Annotated in this window: 21 protein-coding genes; 9 read left to right on the forward strand and 12 right to left on the reverse strand. The window is 72.7% G+C overall.

What is annotated here, in order from left to right; translation table 11 throughout:
* Positions 1-114 precede the first annotated feature (114 nt).
* Both ACFT4A_RS06855 and ACFT4A_RS06860 read right to left on the reverse strand, forming a co-directional pair.
* Positions 115-1,383 carry an NAD(P)-binding domain-containing protein gene (locus ACFT4A_RS06855; protein ID WP_382826645.1) on the reverse strand — a complete coding sequence of 423 codons (1,269 nt, stop codon included), beginning with the start codon at positions 1,381-1,383 and terminating at the stop codon, positions 115-117.
* Positions 1,383-2,651 carry an ATP-grasp domain-containing protein gene (locus tag ACFT4A_RS06860; protein WP_382826646.1) on the reverse strand — a complete coding sequence of 423 codons (1,269 nt, stop codon included), beginning with the start codon at positions 2,649-2,651 and terminating at the stop codon, positions 1,383-1,385. The genes ACFT4A_RS06855 and ACFT4A_RS06860 overlap by 1 nt, the downstream gene beginning before the upstream one ends.
* A 168-nt stretch (positions 2,652-2,819) precedes the next feature.
* On the opposite strand from ACFT4A_RS06860, the gene ACFT4A_RS06865 reads away from it, so the two are divergent.
* The gene (locus ACFT4A_RS06865) at positions 2,820-4,079 is read left to right on the forward strand and encodes a glycoside hydrolase family 26 protein (protein ID WP_382826647.1); all 1,260 of its coding nucleotides are present in this window, start codon (positions 2,820-2,822) and stop codon (positions 4,077-4,079) included.
* 29 nt (positions 4,080-4,108) lie between these two features.
* Here the strand turns inward: ACFT4A_RS06865 and ACFT4A_RS06870 are convergent, their stop codons facing one another.
* From ACFT4A_RS06870 to ACFT4A_RS06905, 8 genes are read right to left on the reverse strand one after another with little or no spacing between them, the layout of a single operon-like run.
* Positions 4,109-4,765 carry a lipopolysaccharide biosynthesis protein gene (locus ACFT4A_RS06870; protein WP_382826649.1) on the reverse strand — a complete coding sequence of 219 codons (657 nt, stop codon included), beginning with the start codon at positions 4,763-4,765 and terminating at the stop codon, positions 4,109-4,111.
* A complete protein-coding gene (locus ACFT4A_RS06875; protein ID WP_382826651.1) occupies positions 4,762-5,913 on the reverse strand; it encodes a glycosyltransferase in 1,152 nt (383 codons plus the stop codon). The genes ACFT4A_RS06870 and ACFT4A_RS06875 overlap by 4 nt, the downstream gene beginning before the upstream one ends.
* Position 5,914: 1 nt before the next feature.
* Positions 5,915-6,679 carry a polysaccharide deacetylase family protein gene (locus ACFT4A_RS06880; protein WP_382587397.1) on the reverse strand — a complete coding sequence of 255 codons (765 nt, stop codon included), beginning with the start codon at positions 6,677-6,679 and terminating at the stop codon, positions 5,915-5,917.
* Positions 6,663-8,366, reverse strand: coding sequence for a murein biosynthesis integral membrane protein MurJ (gene murJ / locus ACFT4A_RS06885; RefSeq protein ID WP_382826652.1), 1,704 nt, complete (start codon positions 8,364-8,366; stop codon positions 6,663-6,665). Before murJ ends, ACFT4A_RS06880 begins: the two co-directional genes overlap by 17 nt.
* Complete coding sequence (locus tag ACFT4A_RS06890; RefSeq protein WP_382826653.1) at positions 8,363-9,706, reverse strand: O-antigen ligase family protein; 1,344 nt, start codon at positions 9,704-9,706, stop codon at positions 8,363-8,365. Before ACFT4A_RS06890 ends, murJ begins: the two co-directional genes overlap by 4 nt.
* A 3-nt stretch (positions 9,707-9,709) precedes the next feature.
* On the reverse strand, positions 9,710-11,137 hold the full coding sequence (locus ACFT4A_RS06895; protein ID WP_382826655.1) for an exopolysaccharide biosynthesis polyprenyl glycosylphosphotransferase: 1,428 nt from the start codon (positions 11,135-11,137) through the stop codon (positions 9,710-9,712).
* On the reverse strand, positions 11,134-12,384 hold the full coding sequence (locus tag ACFT4A_RS06900; RefSeq protein WP_382826657.1) for a glycosyltransferase: 1,251 nt from the start codon (positions 12,382-12,384) through the stop codon (positions 11,134-11,136). Before ACFT4A_RS06900 ends, ACFT4A_RS06895 begins: the two co-directional genes overlap by 4 nt.
* Before the next feature lie 50 nt (positions 12,385-12,434).
* Positions 12,435-13,520, reverse strand: a complete 1,086-nt coding sequence (locus ACFT4A_RS06905; RefSeq protein WP_382826659.1) for a DUF3344 domain-containing protein — start codon at positions 13,518-13,520, stop codon at positions 12,435-12,437.
* A gap of 400 nt (positions 13,521-13,920) precedes the next feature.
* On the opposite strand from ACFT4A_RS06905, the gene ACFT4A_RS06910 reads away from it, so the two are divergent.
* From ACFT4A_RS06910 to ACFT4A_RS06925, 4 genes are all read left to right on the forward strand, one after another.
* Positions 13,921-14,613, forward strand: coding sequence for a hypothetical protein (locus ACFT4A_RS06910; RefSeq protein ID WP_382826660.1), 693 nt, complete (start codon positions 13,921-13,923; stop codon positions 14,611-14,613).
* Between the two features lie 201 nt (positions 14,614-14,814).
* A complete protein-coding gene (locus ACFT4A_RS06915; RefSeq protein ID WP_382827169.1) occupies positions 14,815-15,390 on the forward strand; it encodes a hypothetical protein in 576 nt (191 codons plus the stop codon).
* Positions 15,391-15,586: 196 nt separating this feature from the next.
* Positions 15,587-16,252, forward strand: a complete 666-nt coding sequence (locus tag ACFT4A_RS06920) for a tyrosinase family oxidase copper chaperone (RefSeq protein WP_382826661.1) — start codon at positions 15,587-15,589, stop codon at positions 16,250-16,252.
* Positions 16,236-17,102, forward strand: coding sequence for a tyrosinase family protein (locus tag ACFT4A_RS06925; RefSeq protein WP_382826662.1), 867 nt, complete (start codon positions 16,236-16,238; stop codon positions 17,100-17,102). Before ACFT4A_RS06920 ends, ACFT4A_RS06925 begins: the two co-directional genes overlap by 17 nt.
* 80 nt (positions 17,103-17,182) lie before the next feature.
* On the opposite strand, the gene ACFT4A_RS06930 is transcribed toward ACFT4A_RS06925, so the two are convergent.
* Positions 17,183-17,476 (reverse strand): chaplin family protein, encoded by a 294-nt coding sequence (locus ACFT4A_RS06930; RefSeq protein ID WP_382826663.1) that lies wholly within the window; start codon positions 17,474-17,476, stop codon positions 17,183-17,185.
* Positions 17,477-17,944: 468 nt separating this feature from the next.
* On the opposite strand from ACFT4A_RS06930, the gene ACFT4A_RS06935 reads away from it, so the two are divergent.
* From ACFT4A_RS06935 to ACFT4A_RS06950, 4 genes are all read left to right on the forward strand, one after another.
* Entirely contained in the window at positions 17,945-18,223 is a 279-nt protein-coding gene (locus ACFT4A_RS06935; RefSeq protein ID WP_382826664.1) for a hypothetical protein, read from the forward strand.
* Between the two features lie 75 nt (positions 18,224-18,298).
* Positions 18,299-18,574: a hypothetical protein gene (locus ACFT4A_RS06940; protein ID WP_382826665.1), complete on the forward strand. Its 276-nt coding sequence runs from the start codon at positions 18,299-18,301 to the stop codon at positions 18,572-18,574.
* 158 nt (positions 18,575-18,732) lie between these two features.
* Entirely contained in the window at positions 18,733-19,002 is a 270-nt protein-coding gene (locus tag ACFT4A_RS06945; protein WP_359894185.1) for a hypothetical protein, read from the forward strand.
* A 146-nt stretch (positions 19,003-19,148) separates the two neighbouring features.
* The gene (locus tag ACFT4A_RS06950; protein WP_382826667.1) at positions 19,149-19,427 is read left to right on the forward strand and encodes a hypothetical protein; all 279 of its coding nucleotides are present in this window, start codon (positions 19,149-19,151) and stop codon (positions 19,425-19,427) included.
* Positions 19,428-19,554: 127 nt separating this feature from the next.
* On the opposite strand, the gene ACFT4A_RS06955 is transcribed toward ACFT4A_RS06950, so the two are convergent.
* The gene (locus tag ACFT4A_RS06955; protein ID WP_382826669.1) at positions 19,555-20,514 is read right to left on the reverse strand and encodes a D-2-hydroxyacid dehydrogenase family protein; all 960 of its coding nucleotides are present in this window, start codon (positions 20,512-20,514) and stop codon (positions 19,555-19,557) included.
* Positions 20,515-20,546 lie beyond the last annotated feature (32 nt).

Consider the following 20,546-nt stretch of genomic DNA (forward strand, 5'->3'; position numbering starts at 1 on the left):
GGGGGCGCCCGCCCCCCCACCCTCCGCCCCGGGCGGGGGGGGCCCCCCCACTGCAACCGGGGCGGCTGACGGCTCGTAGCCGTCAGCGGCCCTGGGCCACCGTGCGATGTGCCGTCAGCGGCGCACCGGCGAGGGCGACTCGGTCCGGTTGCCGTCCACGGGCGCGGGGACGGTGCCGGCCGCGGGCATCGCACCGAGCCGGCGGCGTACGCCTCCGACGAGCGTCGACGCCGTGAAGGCCGCGCCCTGGACGAAGCGCATGGCCGGGCCGAAGCCCGAGGCCGTCACCAGGCCCGCCAGGAACAGGCCCGGGTGGGAGGACTCGAAGCCGTGCCCGACCAGCGGGGAGCCGTCGGGCAGTGCCGCCAGCGTGCCGCGCAGCTCGGGGGCGAGCAGTCCGAGCCGGTCGCAGCGCGCCCGGAATCCCGTGGCGGCGATGACGTGTTCGGTCTCCAGGCTGCGCGGGGCGCCCGTACGGCTCACCGTGTCCAGCCGGACCCCGCCCGGCACCGCGGAGGCCGCGGCCACCTCATGGCCCGGCAGCAGCTCCACCACACCCTCCACCCGGTCCCGCACCCACCACGCGCCCGCCGGCCCCAGCGCCGTGGTCGCGATGCGGGCCCGGGTCGGCTCCGGCAGCCGCCGGAACAGGCCCGGGCGCTCCGCGTAGAACCAGTTCCGCCAGCCCGGGCCGAGGCCGCTGTGCGGGGAGCGGGCCGACTGCCACCAGGGGCGCTCCCAGGCCGGCGGCACGTCGTTCCAGACCAGCTGTTCCGCCCGGGCCAGCACCCGTACGCGCGTGCCCTGTTCGGCGAGCAGCGCCGCCGTCTCCAGGGCCGCCTGGCCGCCGCCGATCACCGTGACGTCCTTGCCGCGGAAACGGTCGAGGTCGCTGTGGTGGCTGCTGTGCGTCACCAGCGCGGGGTGCAGTCCGCGCAGGGCCTGCGGTACCTCGACGAACGGCATCACCCCGACCGCCAGGGCCACCGCCCGCGCGTGCACCTCCTCCCCGTCCTCGGCGATCGCCGTGAAGCCGCCGGGCCCGGCCGACACGCGGGTCACCGTGCGCTCGTCCACCCCCGGCACGGCGTTGCGCGCGAACCACAGGCCGTACTGCGCGAACGCCTCGACCGGGATCGGCTTCGCGTGCCGTGCCGTCAGCCCCTGCTCCGCGCAGTAGACGTCCAGCCGCCACCGCCCGGCCGGGTCGGAGAGGTTGGACGCCCACGGCTCCGACTTCAGGAACATGCCGCGGGGCATGTTGTCCCGCCAGGACGCCATGGGCCGGCCGAACACGCGCAGGTTCAGCCCGGCGGCCGCCGCGTGGGACGCGATCGACAGGCCGTACGGGCCTGCGCCCACCACCAGAAGGTCGTACACCATCAACTGCTCGCTTTCTCGTTGTCGGTCAGGGAGGGCGAGGCTGCCCGGGGGATCAGCCGAGGCGCCGGCTCCGCCACCGCCGGCGTCGTCGTGCCCAGCCGTTCACGCAGCCGGCGGGACACATGCCGGCACCACAGGGCCCACATGACCCGTCCGGGGGAGCGGTCGTCCCCGGCGTACCAGGCCAGTTCGCGTTCACGTCCGCCCGGCGCCGCGCTCAGCGCGGCCAGCGGCGCGTAGTTCTCCACCACGAAGGTCCGCCCGGCCAGCGGGGACCCGTCCGGCAGCGGACAGCCCGTCATGTCCAGGTGCAGGGCCCGGACGACGTCGAGACCCGCGCTGTCCGCGAAGAGCCGGAACTGGGCGCCGGTGCGCGGGTTGAAGTCGAGCAGGTGGTAGCGGCCCGTCGTGCCGCAGCGGCGGAAGTCGAGGTCGAAAATGCCCCGGTAGCCCAGCGCGTCGACGAGCCGCTCGGCCAGCGCCTGCACCTGGGCGTTGGGCGTCCAGCAGCCCACCGCGGTCAGCCCCGCCCCGCGCGGCCAGGCCAGCTGCTTGCGGCCGGGACCGCCCCCGCGCACGGTCCCCGAGTGGTCGGCGTAGCCGTGGAAGAACCAGTCCCGGTCCGGCCCCGGTGCCAGATACGCCTGGAGCAGCAGCCGGCTGCCCGCTTCGCCGGTGCGCACGAACAGCTCCCGGGCCTGCTGCACGGACCGCACCAGCACCGTGCTGCGCAGTCCGCTGCCCGCGGGCAGCAGCCAGGGCCGGCTCCACTTCGCCACCACCGGCAGCCCGAGCCGCCGCATGGCGTCGGCGACCTCCGCAGGGCTGTCCGGGACCAGCGTCTCCGGGTACGGGACGTCGGTGGCCGCGCACACGGCGGCCAGCTCCGCCTTGTCGGCGACACGCTCCGCCAGGGCGTTCGGCATCGCCGGCAGCAGGTAGGAGGGCGCGAGTTCGTCCCGCATCCGGCTCACGGCGATCGCGGTCGCGTCGTCCATCGGGACCAGGACGGCGGGCCGCCCGATGTGGTCGGCCACGCGGCGCAGCACCGCGAGGATGTCGTCCGGGGAGGCTCCCGGCGGTGGCGGGGAATGCATATGGCGTACATAGCGTGACGCGCCGACGGGACTCCCCGCGGAATCCGCGACGACGTGTACGTCCACGCCCGCTCTGCCGAGTGAACGCGCGGCTCCCAGTGTTCCGTGGTGAAAAGGGTTCCGGTCGATCCGCATTACTACAGCGGGGACGCGGGTATCGAGCAGCGACACGAATTCTCTCTTTCTTTTCGTTCGGCTCACCCGCACGGGCGAGCCCGGCACTCGAAAGCCGCAACGGCGGTGGCGTCACTGGCTTTTCTGTGACTGACTTCGTATGACTGCCCGTCAATAACAAAAGCCGAGGCAGTAGTCCGGACGAGAGCGAAAAAAGGAGCAGGCATGGCCCCACAGCAGAAGCGGGCCGGTGTCCGCCGGTTGGCCCTGGGGGCGGCGGCGGTCGCCGCGTCGGCCGCCCTGGCGTCCGGCCCCGTGGCCGGGGTGGGAGTGGCGCGAGCCGCCGAACCACGGGCTCCGGCACCGACCCCGCCGCCGCCCGTGGCCACGCCCTCGGCCCTCGCACCGCCGGCCGTCCCCGAGCCGTCGACACCGGCCCCGGCCGCCACCACCCCGGCGGCGCGCGAGCCGGCCCCGGCCTTCGGTGTCTTCCTCAAGTCCGACGCCCGCGGCGTGGCCCGGATGCCGCTGTTCAGCCACTGGCTGGGCGGTACGGAGCTGCGCGCCGGCCACACCTATCTGCCGGGCCACCGCTGGCGCGACATCGAGGGCGCTCCCGGGTTCCTGGACGTGTGGGCGCACTGGCGCAACAAGAAGGCCGACCGGATGCTCGTCCTCAACGTCCCCATGCAGGAACGCAACGAGGAGGGCATCTCCGACCACGAGGTCCGGCGGCTGCTGCAACGGGGCGCGGCCGGGGAGTTCGATCACCACTTCCGTGTCCTCGCCGAGCGGCTGGTGGAGTTGAAGGTGCCGGACACGGTCCTCGTGCTCGGCTGGGAGATGAACGGCACCACGTACACCCATCGCTGTGGGCCGGACCCGGAGGCCTGGAAGAAGTACTGGAACAGGATCGTCACCACCATGCGTTCCGTGCCGGGCCAGAATTTTCGGTTCGATTTCACGCCGAGCCGTGGCCGCGACGCCGTTCCCTGGACGAAATGCTATCCGGGGGACGACACGGTGGACATCATTGGCATGGATTCCTACGACCAGCCGGCCGGGATGTCGTTCGAACAACAGGTGAAAGAGCCCTACGGGTTGCAGGACCATGTGGATTTCGCCAAGGCTCACGGCAAGCCCATTTCCTATCCGGAATGGGGGCTCTTCCGCAACGGTGACAATGCCGATTACATGCGGGACATGCTCGCCTGGATGGAGGAGCACAAGCCGCTCTACAACACGCTGACCGACTACTGCCCGCACGGTGTGTGGCAGTGCGGGGCCAACCCGAAGTCGTCCCAGCTCTACCGGTCCGCCCTGTTCGGCCGTACCGACCAGGCGGCCCCGTCCCTCGAGCCCACCCCGAAGCCGACCCCGCCCGGCACGGCGACGCCCCCGGCGGGCTGCACGCCGCTGGACCTCGGCAGCTGGGTGGAGGAGTGGCTCGGCGGGAAGCTCTGCCTGCGCTTGGACTGGTGGTAGTCCGGCTGATCCGCTCGGGCCCGCCGCCGTCACCGTTGTCCGCGGACATCGGCGGCGGCGGCCGGGCTCGGCACCGAGGGGGCCGGGGCGGGTTCGTCCTCCCGGCCGTTCCTCCGCGGCCGCGCCAGCAGGGCCAGGCCGCCCAGCAGACCGCCCGCGCTCGCACCGACCAGACCGGTCACCGCCGTCGACGTGGAGGTCGGCTCGCTCGGCTCCACCGCCCGCGAGAACTGCACGAGCCGCACATGCGTGTTGCCCCGGGTGTCGTCCGCGTGCCGGGTCAGCGAGCGGGTGACCGCGTTGGCCATGTCGACGGCGAGGCCCGGCTTCGAGGAGGTGGCCGAGACGGCGACCATCGGCGCGTCCGGCGATGTCGCCGTGCGCACACTGCGCTGCAGGGTGCGCACCGGCACACCCGCGTACACCTGCGCGTCCCCGAGCACCGCGAGCTGCGTGGCGACCCGGCCGTACGCCTGGGCGAACCCGAGGGCGGCGTCCGGCGAGGACTTCCCCGCGGGCACGGCGATGACGTAGCTGGTGGCCGTGTAGGTCGCGGGGGTGAGCAGGCCGTACGAACCGCCGAGCAGGCCCCCGGCGAGGGTGCCGGCCGCGACCACGGACCACAGGGGCAGCCCCCGCAGACGAGCCAGGGACAGGGGACGCTGACGGATCGGAGTGTCGGTCATGAGGAGTTGGCTCCCGGAGAAGAGGGGGACGTCGAACTGGAGACCGCTGCCGCGTACACGTCCGTGAGACGGGCCGCGCAGTGGGTGATGCTGTAGTGCCGCGCGACCTCCGAGGCCGTACGCGGCCGGGCACCGGCCGCCCGTACCTCGGCGATCGCGCGGGCGTATGCCTCGGGGCCGCCGGTCACCCGCCGGACGCCGATGGCGGCCGGCGGCCGTACGTCCTCGATGGCCGGGCAGGAGGCGTAGAGCACGGGCAGTCCTGCCGCCAGTGCCTCCACGGCCGCCAGGCCGAAGGCCTCCTCGGTGGACGGGGAGGCGAGCAGGTCCATCGCCGAGGTGAGCGAGGGCAGGTCAGGTCCTGACGAACCGTCGGGCACATAGGGACGCTCGCCGGCGAACACGACGCGGCCGGCCACACCGGCCTCCTGGGCCGTGCGGCGCAGGAAGGGCTCCTCGGGGCCGCCGCCCACCAGCAGCAGCCAGTGGTCCTTCGGGAGCAGCGTGAGCGCGCGGACGAGGACATCGAACCGCTTCCCCCGGCTGAGCCGGCCGACACCGCCGACGACCCACGCTCCCTCCGGCAGGCCGAGCTCGCGGCGGGTGCGCTCGCGCCGCTCCGCGTCGAAGCGGAACCGGTCCAGGTCGATGCCGTTCGGGACGACCTCGATGCGCGGCGCGGGCACGCCCCAGCGCTCCAGGCGGCCGGCCACCGTCGAGGAGACGGCGACCGTCGACGAACCGAGCCGCTCGCTGGCGAGGTACAGCCCGCGCACCCCCGCGGTCAGCCTGCGGCCCTCCATCTGCGAGTCGCCCAGGGAGTGCTCGGTGGCGACGACCGCCCGGACCCCGGCGAGGCGTGCGGCGAACCGCCCGTAGACACAGGCCCGGTACAGGTGGGTGTGCACCAGGTCGTAGCCGCCGGCCCGGATCAGCTTGACCAGCCGCGGCAGCGCGCCCAGGTCGCGGTTGCCGCCCATGCCGAGGTGCGTGACGCGGACCCCGTCGGCGGTGAGGCCCTCGGCGACCGCCCCGGGGTTGGTGAGCGTCACGACGTCGCAGTCGACGGGCAGATGACGCAGCAGCAGCCGCAACTGCTGCTCGGCGCCGCCGACGCCGAGGCCGGTGATGATGTGCAGAGCTCTCATCTCACAGGCCCTCCACCGGCCGCCGGCGCAGCCGGTGCAGCCGGTGCTTGAGGTGCAGGCGCATGGCCGTGTCGTTCTGGCCCACGTGCACCCGCGGCAGGGCGTGCGGACCGGTCAGCGGACCCGGGTCGATGGCGCAGGCGTAGGTGTAGCCCGCTTCCCGTACGGCCTCGACGGCGCGGGCGTCGACCGTGCCGTACGGATAGCAGAAGCCGTCGACCCAGGCGCCCGTCAGCTCCGTGAGCAGCGCCCGGCTCTCGCCTACCTCGGCCCTGAGGGTGAGGTTGTCGGCCCGGGTGAGGTCGACGTGCGTCAGTCCGTGCGAGCCGATCTCCACGCCCTCGGCGGCCGCGTGCCGGATGCCGTCCGCGGTCAGCAGCGGCTTGCGCGGGCCGAGCGGGTCCCAGGCGTTGTCGCCGCCGAGCCGCCCGGGCAGCACGAAGAGGGTCGCGCGGCAGTCGTAGCGGCGCAGCAACGGCAGGGCCTCGGTGACGAAGTCGGCGTACCCGTCGTCGAAGGTGAGCCCGACCAGGCCCCGTGCCTCGCCCCGGGCGCGGGCGGCGAGCAGCTCGGCCACGGACACGCCCCGCAGCCCCCGGCGGCGCAGCCACGCCAGCTGCCGGTCGAGCCGCTCGGGTGTGACCGTGATGCGGTACGGGTCGTCCGAGCAGTCGCCCACCGAGTGGTACATCGCCACCCAGGGGACGGGGCCCCTGTGCGGGGCCGGGGGTCTGCCGGTGTCGAGGGAATCAACGGAAGCGGCCATGTGTGAGCCTTCGTGTGACGGCGCGTAGGGAGCGCAGAGCGGACGCGGGGCCCTGGGCACCGAGGGCCCAGGTGAGCGGGACGAAGACGAAGGTCACGGTCAGGAAGCCGGCCGCGAGTCCCGCCGCGGGGGAGTCCGGCAGGCTCGCGGCGAACGCCCCCGCGAGCGTGGCGACGACGGCCGCGCCCACCAGCCTGCTCAGCTCGGCCAGCACCTGCGGGACACGGACCGAGACGCTGTGCGGGCTGTCGCGACGCCCCGTGCGCAGCCCGGCGAGCAGCAGGGCGGCCGTGACGGTGATGCCGAGGGCGTTGGCGGCGGCGATCCCCGCCACGCCCCAGGAGTGCACGCTTGCGGCGCCGATGAAGGACGTCACGGCGATGCCCGCCGTCATCGCGCCCAGCGGATACCAGCTGGCCCGGCCCGCCGAGAAGTAGGAGCGCACGAGGGCGCCCACCAGGGTCTGGCCCAGCAGTCCGAGGGCGTAGACGCGCATGACGTCCGCCGTCGCCGCGGTGTCGCCCGCGGTGAACGCGCCCCGCTGGAAGAGCAGTTCGATCATCTGCGGGGCGCAGGCGATCACCGCGCACATGCCCAGCAGCACCAGGGCGGCGGCGAGCGCCAGATCCCGCTCCACGCGGCTGCGGGCCCGTGCGGTGTCGCCGTCCGCGAGCGCCCGCGCCACCACCGGGAAGGTGACCGTGCACACCATCAGCGACAGCGTCATCGGGATCTGGGCGACCTTCTGCGCGTAGTTCAGGTGCGAGATGGCGCCGGCGGGCAGGCCGGAGGCGAGGAAGCGTTCGGCGAGGACCTGCGACTGGCGGCACAGCGCGAAGAGGAGGACGGCGGCGACCAGGGCGACCTGCATCGGCCGCTCCTCGACGACGGCCCCGGCCTTGGCGAGAGGCCGCGCGGGCGAGGCCAGTCGCCGCCACAGCGCCGGCACCTGCACCGCCACCATCAGACAGCCGCCCGCCGCCACCCCGACCGCGGCGGAGCGCACGCCCCAGCCCTCGCCGAGGAGGAACATCGCGGCGATGATGCCGGTGTTGTAGGCGACGTAGATCGCCGCGGGCGCGAGGAAGCAGCGGTGGGCCCGCAGGGCGGCGCTGCAGTACCCGGCGAGCCCGAAGGCCAGCACGCAGGTCGCCGTGATCCGGGTGCAGTCGACGGCGAGCCGCGGGTCGGGCAGGCCGGGTGCCAGGGCCTGGACCACGTAGGGAGCGGTGCCGGCGAGCAGCGCGGCCACCGCGGTCAGGGCGAGGCACAGCCGGGGCAGGGTGGCGCCGACCAGGGCACGGACCGGATCGCCCGGGGCGCCCCGGGCGCGGCGGGCCAGCGCCATGCTGAACGCCGGGATCAGCGCGATCGCCAGCCCGTCCTCGATGAGCAGCGTGGCGGCGAACTCCGGCACGGTCCAGGCGACCAGGAAGGCGTCCGTGTCGCTCCCGGCGCCGAACAGCCGCGCCAGCGACTGGTCGCGCACCAGGCCGAGCAGCGATCCGGCGATGGACAGCGACGCCGTCACCAGCGCGGCCCTGGCCAGGAAGCTCCCGGAGGCCTGCGCCGACGCCGAGGCGGCCGGGTCGGCACCGTCCCCGGCCTTGACGGCGGCACGCGCCGGGGGCACGGTCGTCGCGCCGTCCGTCTCGGGACCGGGGGTCTGCGAAGGCACCACCGTCATCGCGCCATGGCCTCCTCGGCGCGCTCGCGCACCCCGGCCCGGGGCAGCTCCGCACGCGCGTCGTCGCCGGCCAGCGCCCACCACGCCACGAGCCCCATGCCCACGGCGATCAGCACGGTCGAGGGACCGCCGATGTCTCCGTACACGAAGTCGGTCAGCAGCCAGAGCAGCAGTCCGCAGGCGACGAGCCCGCAGTCGAGTCCCGGGCCGCGGTCGCGGACGCGCAGCAGCCGCCGCACCCCGCACACCAGCAGCGCCAGCCAGCTCCCGGCGAGCGCGAGCAGCCCGATCAGGCCCTGCTCGCTCAGCACCAGCAGGTACATGTTGTGCGGCGACAGCAGCGGCTGCCGCTGGTACGCCATCCCCGCGCCGTCGGTCTCGCTGCCCGACGACAGCGCCAGCGTGGCGTGCCCGTCCCGGTACTCGGGAAAGCCCTTCAGCCCGACGCCGGTCAGCGGGTGCCCACGCCAGATGTCCGTGGCGGACGCCCACAGGGTGTACCGGTCGACGACGGACTGGTCGGGGGTGTCGGCGACCTGGGCGATGCTGTCGATCCGCTGCTGCAGCAGCGCCGAGCCCACGCCGAACCCGCCCACCAGGATCACGCCGGAGGCGACCGCGGCCGCGACCACCTTGAGCGCGCGCCGCCATCCGGTCAGCACCAGCTGCGCGGTGCAGGTCAGGGCGGTCGCGATCCAGGCTCCCCGGCTGAAGGACAGCGCGAGCGGCAGCATCAGCACCAGCGCGCACCCGGCCGCGATGACCCGCTGCCGTACGGATACCCGGCCCAGCGCGATCCCGACCGCGCACACCAGGCCCAGCGAGACCGCCGTCGCCATGCCCATCACGTCCTGCGGCCCGAAGGTGCCCACCGCGCGGATGTTCGCGCCCTGGTAGGAGGCGCCGGTCCGGGTGACGAACTGGTGGACGCCGACGGCCCCCTGGCACAGCCCGAGCCCCACGAAGGACCAGGCCACCAGCCGGAAGCCGGACCGGTCGCGGAGCAGGAGCAGCACGGCCGCCGGGACGAGGACGAAGGTCTGCAGATAGCGGCCGAGGCCGGTGAGCCCGGCCTGGGGTGAGAACGCCCCCATGGCGGCGATCGCGAGCCCCACGACGGGCAGGCCCAGCACCACGGCCGCGGCGGGCGACAGCGGGCGCCGCCGTTCGCGCAGGAGACGGATCACGCAGTAGACCACCACGAGCCCGGAGAGCACGTCGGCGGGCCCGGCGCCGTCCGGTGCCCGCGGCAGGGCCAGCAGGGCGGGTACGGCCACCACGGGAAGCGCCGGCGTCAGCGCGACGACGCGGCGCGGGAGCGGTGTCAGTGCGAGGCTCACCGCTCAGCTCCCCGTCGGACGTACCACCGTGGCCGCGGTGCGCAGCAGGATGCACACGTCCTGCCACAGGGACCAGTCGTCGATGTAGGCGTTGTCGAACCGGCAGCGGTCCTCGATCGAGGTGTCGCCGCGCAGCCCGTGGATCTGGGCGAGACCGGTGATGCCGGTCCGCATCCGGTGGCGGACCGCGTAGCCGGGGTAGGTCTGGCCGAACTGCGCGACGAAATAGGGGCGTTCGGGCCGCGGCCCGACCAGGCTCATGTCGCCCCGGAGCACGTTCCACAGCTGGAGCAGTTCGTCGAGCGAGGTACGCCGCAGCATCCGGCAGAACCAGCGCATCTCGTCCTCGTTCGCCACGCTCCACCGGGTCGCCGACTCGTGCTCGTCGACCGGGCGGTGCGTACGGAACTTCAGCAGCGTGAACGGCTCCCCGTTCCTGCCGATGCGCTCCTGCCGGAACACCACGCCCGGCCCGTCGCTGAGCCGCAGCGCCGCGGCGAAGGCCAGCAGCAGCGGGCCGACCAGAAGCAGCAGTGCCCCCGACACCAGGATGTCGAGGGCCCGCTTGCCGGCGCTGCCGTGCCGCGTGGGGGACAGGTCCAGACGCCGGCAGGAGAACCCGGCCAGCCGCTCCCGCGTCGCGTACGACGGAGAGTCGGCGTCGACTTCCCAGACGACGCAGCCCGATTCGGCCAGCGCCCTCAGCAGCGGCTCCTGTTCGGCGCGCACCGAGGGGTGCACGGCCAGCACCGCCCGCACCCCGTTCTGGATGACCGCCCGCTCGACCTCCTCGGCGGTCGTCAGCACCGGCAGGGTCTCGGTGCCGTCCGACTGCTCGGCGACGATCCCCACCGGCCGTACACCGCACCGCGGTTGACGCAGGACGGCGGCGGCCACGCGCTGCGCGGTCGCGACCGGGCCGAGGACGAGCGCGGTGTGCGGGTGGCGCAGCAGCGCGGCGCGCCGCCGCGCGTGCACGGCCCCGCGCAGCACACAGCCGGCCGTCACCTGCAGCGCGAGCCCCGCCAGCACGGTACGGAGGGACAGCGCGTGCTCCGGCCGGTATGCCGCCAGGAGCGCCGCGAGCGTCAGCCAGGCCACCGCGACGCGGCCGCACACGGCGGGCAGTTCCTCCAGCAGCCCCGGTACCGGCGGCCGCCCGTCGCGCCGGCGCAGCAGCAGGGAGAGGACGATCAGCAGGGTGACGAGCAGCGGCTGGCGCGGGGCCTCGGCGAGCACCGGCGCGCCCGCCAGGGCGGCGACGCCGTCCGCGGCGAGCAGCGGGACGGGCGAGGCCGGCCGGGCCGGGCCCCGCGGGGCGGACAGCCGGAAACCGGTGGCGGTGCCGCGCGGCGGCATGACCGAGACTGGTGAGGATCCGTGCTCCCGTGGCGGTACGCCGGGGGAGGGCACGGTACGTTCGGCGGTCACGAGTGGATGGACTCCCTGTACTCGGTGGGCTCGACGCGCTGCGTCGTCCGGTTCGGTTCGGCGCCACGTCCGGTGTCGAGCCGCTGACCGTGCTCAGCGCCGGGGACGGCGGCGGTCCATGGGCCGAGCAGATCGCGGTAGACGTCCGAGACGGCCTCGGCGGTGTGCCGCACGTCGTGGGTCGACAGCACGTGCCGGCGGCCCTGGTCGCCGAGCGACTCGCGCAGCAGCGGGTCGGTCAGCAGCTCGGTGACGGCCCCGGCCAGCGCCGCCGGGTTCTCCGGCGGGACCAGGCACCGGGCGGAGAAGGAGGGCGGCAGGCTCTCGCGGGCCCCGTCCACGTCCGTGACCACCACGGGCCGCCCGCAGGCCATCGCCTCCAGCGGCGCCAGGGCCATGCCCTCCCAGCGGGACGGCAGGACGACGAGGTCGGCGACCTGGTACCAGGGGGAGGCGTCGGTGACGGCTCCCGCGAACACCACGGATTCCGGGGCGTCCTCGCGCAGCCGGTCGTGGTCCGGCCCGTCGCCGACCAGGACGAGGCGGGCGTCGGGCACCCTGCGCACGATGTCGTCCCAGGCCCGCAGCAGGACGTCCTGCCCCTTCTGCCGGCACAGCCGCCCCACGCACACCACGAGCGGTGCCGCCGGGTGGAGGCCGGCCAGCGGTGCGAGCCCGGAGCGCACGAGGCCGGCGGTGGCCGGGTGGAAGCGCCGCGGATCGATGCCGTTGGGGACGACGGTCCAGCGGCCGGTGATCCTCGCGCCCATGCCGGTCGCCCGCTCCGCCTCGCTCACACACACGGTGCGCGAGGCCCAACGCGCCCCCCAGCGCTCCCACATGAGTGCCAGGGCCGCGGTGCCTCCGCCGACCGCCTCGAACGACCAGGCGTGCGGCTGGAAGACCGTCGGGATCCGCCCGCGTACCGCGAGGCGTCCGGCGAGTCCGGCCTTCGCGCTGTGCGCGTGCACCAGATCGGGGCGCACCTCGTCGATCACCCGTGCCAGATGCCGTACCTCCCGGACGAGCGACGTACCCGGCGACCGCGTCGCGTGCCAGTGCCGTACGCGTGCGCCGAGCGTGCGCAGCCTCGCGGTGAGCACGCTGTCGGGGCAGGCCACGGTGACGTCGAGGCCGTCCGACAGCTGTGCCGCGACCAGGTCCGTCACGACGCGCGCCACCCCGCCGTCCACCGGTTGGGTGAGATGGAGAACTCTGGGATGGGGGGCGGTGGATGGCAGATGCATGTGCGCGGATTCCTCGCTCGCGAAGGCGTTCGGGGCGGACGGCGACGGACTCACCGCCGCGCGTCGACGGCGACGAAGAGCACGCCGGCCCACGCCGCGTCGTGCTGGGACTGGATCCGGAAGGTCGCCTGGTCGCCGCCCTGCTGCAGACCGCTTCCGAGGTCGAACACATCGGAGTCGTAGCCGAGGGTGTTGGCGTGGGAGGGCACACGCGACGCGTCCGCCCCGGGCTCGCTGATGGTGGAGTTGAGGACGTCGTCGCGGGGGTTGGCGTTGTTGCCGAGAGCGGTCGCGGACTGGCCGGTCGCCACGGTGAACGAGTCGCCGCCGGTGCCGCGGTCGCCGTTGTACGTCACCAGGCCCGCCCGGCCCCACGCGCCCGCCGCGAAGCCCAGACCGGTCACACGGACCTCCTGGGATCCGGACCTGAGCGGGGCGAACCCGTCCCAGACCGCGAGGTTCCGCAGCGGCTCCGACGGGTTCTCGTAGGCCACCACGAGCGTCCAGCCGCCCCATGCCCCGGCCGTCGACCTGCCCATGGCGATGTTGATCTGCGCCACGGTGTACAGGCCCGATCCGCCCTCCCGCACCAGCCCCGTCACGTCCGCCGAGGCCTGGAAGGCGTCCATGCCGTCCAGTACGCGGTGGCCGACGATCGTGTCGGCGAGCAACTGCTTGTACTCTCCGCCGGGTTCGGCGATCAGCACCCGCCCGTTGTCCTCCGGCGGCTTCTGCTCGCCCACCCGCAGGTTGCCGCCCCAGTAGAGGCGCGCGTAGGTCACCCGGGAGCCGCTGGGCAGGCGGACCTCGGAGCGGGAGGAGTTGTAGGTGTTGGGGTCGCGGTCGACGTCGACGTAGAACATGTCGAAGTCGCCGTTGGCCGCGACACCGCCCGCCTGCGCGTCCGGGCAGGAGGGCCGCTGGGCCGCGCGGCAGGTGATCGAGGCGTTGGCAGCGCGTACGATGCCGCCGTGCTGGAGTGCGCGGTACCGCTCGGCGAAGGCGAGGCTCTCGGCCTCCGGCGAGGGCGCCGCGGCCGGCGCGGCGGCCGGGGAACTGCTGGCTGCCCACATGGCGGCAAGGGCGAGGACGCCCACGGTCGCGCGGCGAAACAGCGGGCCCAGGGAATGGCGCATGACCGGTCGTTGCCCTTTCGGAACAGGTGGCCGTGGCGGCAGCGCCACGAGTGCGATGTGTCCGCGCTGAGGAGTGCGTCGGGCGGTTCGCAACTCTAGTCATCAATCGGACATAGTCGATGAAATTCGGTGAAGTCTGACAAGTGTGTCGGAATCGTGAAATCGCAAGTGTTTGCTGGTTCCGACCGCCGTCCCGGTGCCGGGCGGTGCCACCGCCCGGCGGGCGCCGGGCCTTTGCTCCATCAGGGGCGAGGGCGGTGCGACCTGACAAAGCGTCTGATCAGGCCGGACGCGGCGAAAGAGGGAATTATGTATTCCCGAAAAGCCTATGAATGCTTGCGGAAAGGCCTTGGATCTTTCACGGTGGGCTCAAGATCCATCGCCGTCGAAAGGAATCCCCATGCGTGCTCTGCCCGCACGGCGCATCGCGTCCAGCGCACTGTGCGCCGCCCTTCTGGTCGGGATCACCGGCCCCGTCGCCATGGCGGCCGACTCGACCCGCGGGCACGGCCATGCGGCCTCCGATGCCCGGCTTCCCGGCGCCGATGTGCGCCTCGTACAGATCCAGAGAATCAACTGGGGCACGCTCACCCCCGTCGCCGACCTGCTGAACGCCGTACTCCGGGACAACGGCCGACTGTCCGCGGCCGAGGCGACGAAGCTCGGTGACGCCGCGAAGACCGCCCTGGCCGAGGCGGCCGCCGAGGACGAGTACACCCTGTCCCCCGTGGCACCCCTGACCCCGGCGCCGGTCGTGCTGCCGGCTCCCGTCCTGCCCGCTCCCGCCCTGGTGCCCGAGCGGCGCGCCGCCGACCCGGTGACCGACCTGCTGGACCTCGTGCTGGGGGCTGTCGACGGCCTCCTGCAAGGGATCACCGGTGGTGCCGGAGGCCTCCTTCCGCTGGTCGACGACCTGCTGGGCGGGGTGGACGAACTCCTCGCCGAACTGACCTCGGGCGAGCCGGTGCTCCAGGACGAGGACGCCGTTCCGGCGGTGACGTCCAGCACCTCGACGACCCCGGCGGCGGAGCCCGACGACTTCTTCGCGCCCGAGGTCTCGGTGCTGACGCCGCTGCTGCCGCCGGCCCCGTGAGCCCGTCCAGTCGTGGTGCCGGCCTCGACGAGCGGCGCCACGACTGATTGTTCTTTTACACCCGGAGGTCCGGTCCTTTAATAGATCTCGTATGAGGTATTGGCAATCTTCGGCAGTTCCGGTTTCCGCCCAGGCCAGGGCTCGTTAGGCACGGCGACAGAAACCACTCCGGCGACGTGCGTTGCCGAAGAAAGGAACACGATGAAGTCTCTGAAGGCTGCCGCAGTCTTTGCCGGGTCCCTGATCGCCGCCGGTTCCGCGACCCCGGCGTTCGCCCAGGACGCCATGGTCGCCCCGAGCGCCCCCGCCGCTCAGAGCGTCCCGGATGTGCAGAGCGCTCCGGTGGCCCAGAGTGCTCCGGCTGCCCCGGTCGCCCAGGCCGCCCCGGTTGCCCAGTCCGCCCCGGCACAGAGCGCTCCGGTCGCTCAGAGCGCTCCGGCCGTGCAGAGTGCCCCGGTCGCCCAGGCCGCCCCTCAGCCCGCTCCGGTCGCTCAGCCCGCCCCGGCTCCCCAGCCCGCTCCGGCTGTGCAGAGCGCTCCGGTTGCTCCGCCGGCTCCGCAGCCCGCTCCGGCCGCTCAGCCCGCCGCCGCCCCCGAGCCCGCTCCGGCCGCTCAGAACTCTCGCGACCTGGCGTCCACCGACCTCACCGGCGGCGTGAGCACCAAGGTCCCGCTCGACGTGACCGCCGAAGGCAAGGAGTCGCTGGTCCACACCGCGAAGAACGCCGCGTCCACCGTCAACGACGCCAAGCCGCTGCACGGCAACCTGTGGTTCTAGGGCTGGAACCACGCCCCGCGGAGGGCCGGTCCTCGGAATGTCCGAGGACCGGCCCTCCGCTTGTGCCCGGCCACTGACGGGTCCCCCTCCCGGCCGGGACGCACATCGGTGATCACTTGTCTGGCCGCGCGGCGGTGACCGCGCGGGTCGTCCGGCGGTTACGGCTACGACACCGGAACCGGACGAGGAGTGGGCCATGGCCGTCAGCATCGACGGAAGACCGGCGGGGGACGGGGCGATGGGCCCGGCGGGTGCCCTGCCGGCGGGCGGTACGCGGGGGGAGGGGATGCGGCGTGAGGTGGCGCGGCGGGAGGTGAGCCGGGGGGAGGTGATGCGGCGCGAGGTGTCGCCGCAGGAGGTGACGCTGCGGGAGGTGTCGCGGCGGGAGGTGTCGCGGCGGGAGGTGGCGCGGCGGCAGGTGAGACGGCGGGAGGTGTCGCGGCGGGAGGTGACGCGTGGCCTGCGGGTCTGCGCCCTCGTCGCGGCCCTGGTGGCCCCGGTGGTCCCGGTGTTCGCGGCCTTGTGGCCGAGACGCCTCGGAAGGGACGCCCCGGGCGGCACCGCCGTCACCGAGACCTACCGAGGCCGTCGCATCGGCGTGGCGTGGACCCCGCCGCACGGCCCGGCCGGGCAGGGCCGGTGGCACGTCACCGTCGACGGCCGCCCGCTGCATCTGATGCGCCGGGCCGACGGCACCTGGCTGAGCATGGTCGACCACTACTGCTCCTACCGGACACCGCTCGAGGCCGCCCGCGCCGCCGTCGACGCACTCGGCCCCGGTCAGCGACTGCGCGCGCCGGGTCCGGGCCAGGGAGGCGCGGGGCACCCGCACACGGAGGCCCGCCGTGGCGTACGTACGTAGGGACGCCGCCACGCTCACCCGGGCCGAGCAGCGCCGGTTCGTCAAGGCGCTGCTGGAGGTCAAACGGCGTGGCGAGTACGACGAGTTCGTCCGGACGCACGTCGAGTACTTCTCCGCGGACGGCGAGCACGGGCTGCGCGCCGCGCACATGGCGCCGTCCTTCCTGCCCTGGCACCGCAGGTTCCTGCTCGACCTGGAACGCGCGCTGCGCCGGGTGGACTCCTCGGTGACGGTGCCGTACTGGGACTGGACGCGGGACCGCACGACCACCTCCGCGCCCTGGACGGACCGTCTCCTCGGGGGCGACGGGCGCCGTTCCGACCACCAGGTGATGACCGGTCCGTTCGCCTACCGGCACGGCAACTGGACCATCAAGGTGAACGTGACCGACCGGGACTTCCTCACCCGGGAGCTCGGACGCCCCCGCAGACCGATGGACCTGCCCACCAAGAGCGAGCTGGCCCGGGCGCTGAAGGACCCTGTCTATGACGTGGCGCCCTGGGACTCGACGGTCACGCGGGGCTTCCGCAACAAGCTGGAGGGCTGGGGCACCGGCCGGGACAACTCGTCCTGGCGCAACCACAACCGGGTGCACGGCTGGGTCGGCGGGGACATGCTCGGCGGCGCCTCCGTCAACGACCCCGTGTTCTGGCTGCACCACGCCTTCATCGACCTGCAGTGGTATCGCTGGCAACGCCGGCACCGAGGTGCCCGCTACCTCCCGGCCACGCCGCCGGGCCGGGACGACCGGCAGCACGGCCGGATCGTGGCCCGACGCCAGAGCCTGCCGCCGTGGGACGTGACGCCGCAGGAGCTGGAGGACGTAGGCCGGATCTACCGCTACGCGTGACCGGATCTGCCGCTACGCGTGAGGGGACATGGGGAGAGCCCCGGCATTCGGGGGGCCGGGGCTCTCGGGTCAAGCGGAGGTCAGTGGCGGTGACCGTGCTTCTTGCCGTGCTTCTTGCTGTCCTTCTTGTTGCCGTCAGTGTTCTTGCACTCGTTGCCGACGGCCGGGTTGAGCGCGCCGATGATGCTCACGGTGTTGCCGCACACGTTGACCGGAACGTGGACCGGCACCTGAACCACGTTGCCGGACAGGACGCCGGGCGAGCCGATGGCCGCGCCCTTGGCGCCGGCGTCCGCCGCGGCGAGACCGGCCCCACTGAGCACCACGGCGCTCGTGCCGAGAGCAACAGCGCCAACCTTCGCGATGCGAGACATCACGTTCTCCCTTACTGACTAGGTAAGTGCGGCAGCAGTACGCGCTGCCGCACTGCCCGTTCAACGCGGCGATGCCCGACCGGTCACGAGAAATCTTCTCCGGATCACCCATCTTGAACAGGGGCTCCGCCAAATGGGTGCTGATGGGCGGCCGTCCGGGTATCCCCGCCCCGCGGCCTGTCTACTGGCCGGGACCGCCGTCTCCGCCGTCTCCGCCGTCTCCGCGCGGGCTACGGGGGCAGGTCCCGCTCGTCGTGAGCGGCGGCCGCTCGAAGGGGAGTTGGGTCGGCGTGGCGGCCCCGGATGGACTACCTGACGGAACCGCCGCAGCGCTGCGACGTGCACTTTCACAAGAAACTCACGCCACGAGGCGTTTCGTGTGGCAAAAGTCCCAAACGCCGCTTATCTTAGCGACTGTCAGTGACCGGACCACTACGGTCTGTGTCGATTCGAGAAATCGGAGAAGTAATGCGCAAGTACCAGAAGGCCGCGGTCGTCGTGGCCATGCTCGGCAGCGTCAGCTTCCTCGGCGCCGGCGTGGGTCACGCTGCGGGCGGGGACGGCAAGTTCAAGCTCGACAACGAGCAGGCCCAGTCCTGTGAGCAGAACGACAGCACCCAGGGTCTGGTCAACGTCGACGACGTCAACGTCAACGTCGCTGCCCTGCTCGGCCTGGCCAACCAGGACAACAGCGAGCGCGAGTCGCTGAACTGCTCGCAGTCCTTCTCGCTGCGCGGCGGCCACTGATCAGATTGATCCAGGCAGGCCCCGGGGCTCGGTCCGAGCCCCGGGGCCTGCCGCCTGGCTAAAGGGGAAAGGTAGATGTTCAACTCGAAGAAGATCGCGGCGGCGGCGGGAATCCTGGGGAGCTTCGCCCTGATCGGCATCGGCGCCGTCCAGGCCTCCGCGCAGGGTCCCGGCCGCTGCGTCCAGGACAGCAAGGGCAACGTCCGCTGCGTGCAGACGAGTGAGTACCAGGTCGTCACGGACACGGCCGGCAACGTCACCGTCGTCAATGACTCGACGCAGACCTGTCCGTCCTCTCACGGCCAGGTCAGCTGTGTCGACACTGTCACGGCCCCCTCTGGGAGGGGCTGACGACTCCGTCGCTCGGCGCGGTCGTACTACAGGTTTTATCCAGAAAATTACGTGATTGGGCGTTTCGCCCAGCGAGAGGCGCATACGCCGCCTAAGGTTGGCAACTGTCGGTGACCAGTCCATTACGGTCTGTGTCAATTCGAGAAATCGGAGAAGTAATGCGCAAGTACCAGAAGGCCGCGGTCGTCGTGGCCATGCTCGGCAGCGTCAGCTTCCTCGGCGCTGGCGTTGGTCACGCTGCGGACGGCGACGAGCAGTTCAAGCTCGACAACAAGCAGGCCCAGTCGTGCGAGCAGAACGACTCGCGTGAGGGACTCATCAACATCGACGACGTGAACGTCAACCTCGCCATCCTGGGTCTCGCCAACCAGGACAACAGCGAGCGCGAGTCTGTGACCTGCTCGCAGACCTTCTCCCTGGGCAAGTAATCACCCCACCAGGTGATACAGGCAGGCCCCGGGGCTCGAACCAGGTGTCCGAGCCGCGGGGCCTGCCTCTTGGCTTCTCAGCCGTATATGCGTCCGGAACGGCTCCTCGCCCAGCGGCGGGGAGCCGACCGCAAAGGAAAAGGTAAATGCTCAACTCGAAGATGATCGCGGCGGCAGCGGGAATTCTGGGGAGCTTCGCTCTGATCGGTGTCGGTGCCGCCCAGGCCTCCGCCCTCGGTGACCCCGGCAAGTGCGTCGACGACGGCAACGGTCAGGTTCGCTGCGTGGAACTGAGCCAGTACACGTACACCACCGACAAGGGTGGCAAGGTCACCGTCACCAACAACTCGTCGCAGGACTGCCCGACGGCGCACAGCCAGGTCTCCTGTGTCAGCAGCGCCGTCGTCCCCGGCAAGAGGGCCTGACTCCCGCCGAGTCCGAGGCGCCTGGTCCGCGGCGGCGCCCCTCGCGAGAGTCCACCCGCGCAGCGGAGGATGGCCGGGACCCGATACCGGGTCCCGGCCATTGTTGTGTCTCAATCTTGTACGGGCGTCAGGGCAGCCGCCGTACGGGCGTGCCCGCGAGGAACGCGCTGATGTCCTCCACCGCCTGGCCGTAGTACGTCGTGTAGTTGGCCTCGGAGACGTAGCCCAGGTGCGGGGTGGCGAGGAGACGGGGGGCCGTGCGCATCGGGTCGTCGGCGGGCAGGGGTTCGACGTCGAAGACGTCGATGCCGGCACCGGCGATCCGGCCCTCGCGCAGGGCGGCGAGGAGGGCCTCCTGGTCGACGATGGCCGCGCGCGAGGTGTTGACCAGATACGCGGTCGGCTTGAGGAGCGCGAGTTCGGCGGGCCCGAGCAGTCCGCGGGTACGGTCGCTCAGCGCGAGGTGGACCGAGACGAAGTCGCTGCTCGCGAGGAGGTCCTCCCGGGAGGACGCGAGTTCGACGCCGACCTCGTCGGCGCGCTCCGCGGTGAGGTTCTGACTCCACGCGCTGACGTGCATGCCGAAGGCCAGTCCGACCCGGGCCACGCGGCTGCCGATCTTCCCGAGCCCCAGAAGCCCGAGGCGACGCCCGTGCAGATCGGCCCCGACGGTGGACTGCCAGGGGCCGCCGGAGCGCAGGGCGTTGCTCTCCTCGACGACACCGCGGGCCAGACCGAGCAGCAGCGCCCAGGTCAACTCCACGGGCGGAGTCGAGGAACTGGCCGTACCGCACACGGTGACGCCATGCTCCTCGGCGGCCGCGTAGTCGATGACCGAGTTGCGCATCCCGGAGGCCACGATCAGCTTCAGCCGGGGCAGGCGCGCGATCAACGACCCGGGGAACGACACGCGCTCGCGCAAGGTCACCACGATGTCGAACTCGGCCAGCGCGGCGGCCAGGGCGTCCTCGCCGTCCAGATGGCTGTCAAACGAAACGACCTCCACCTCACCCGCGATCGCCGACCAGTCGACAACCTCGGTCGCCACCTTCTGAAAGTCGTCCAGCACAGCACAGCGCAGCCGCACGTCGCGCCCCTTCCTCGGCCCAGATCCGGTTC

This window comes from Streptomyces sp. NPDC057099 (assembly GCF_042671245.1).
Taxonomy (GTDB): Bacteria; Actinomycetota; Actinomycetes; order Streptomycetales; family Streptomycetaceae; genus Streptomyces; species Streptomyces purpurascens.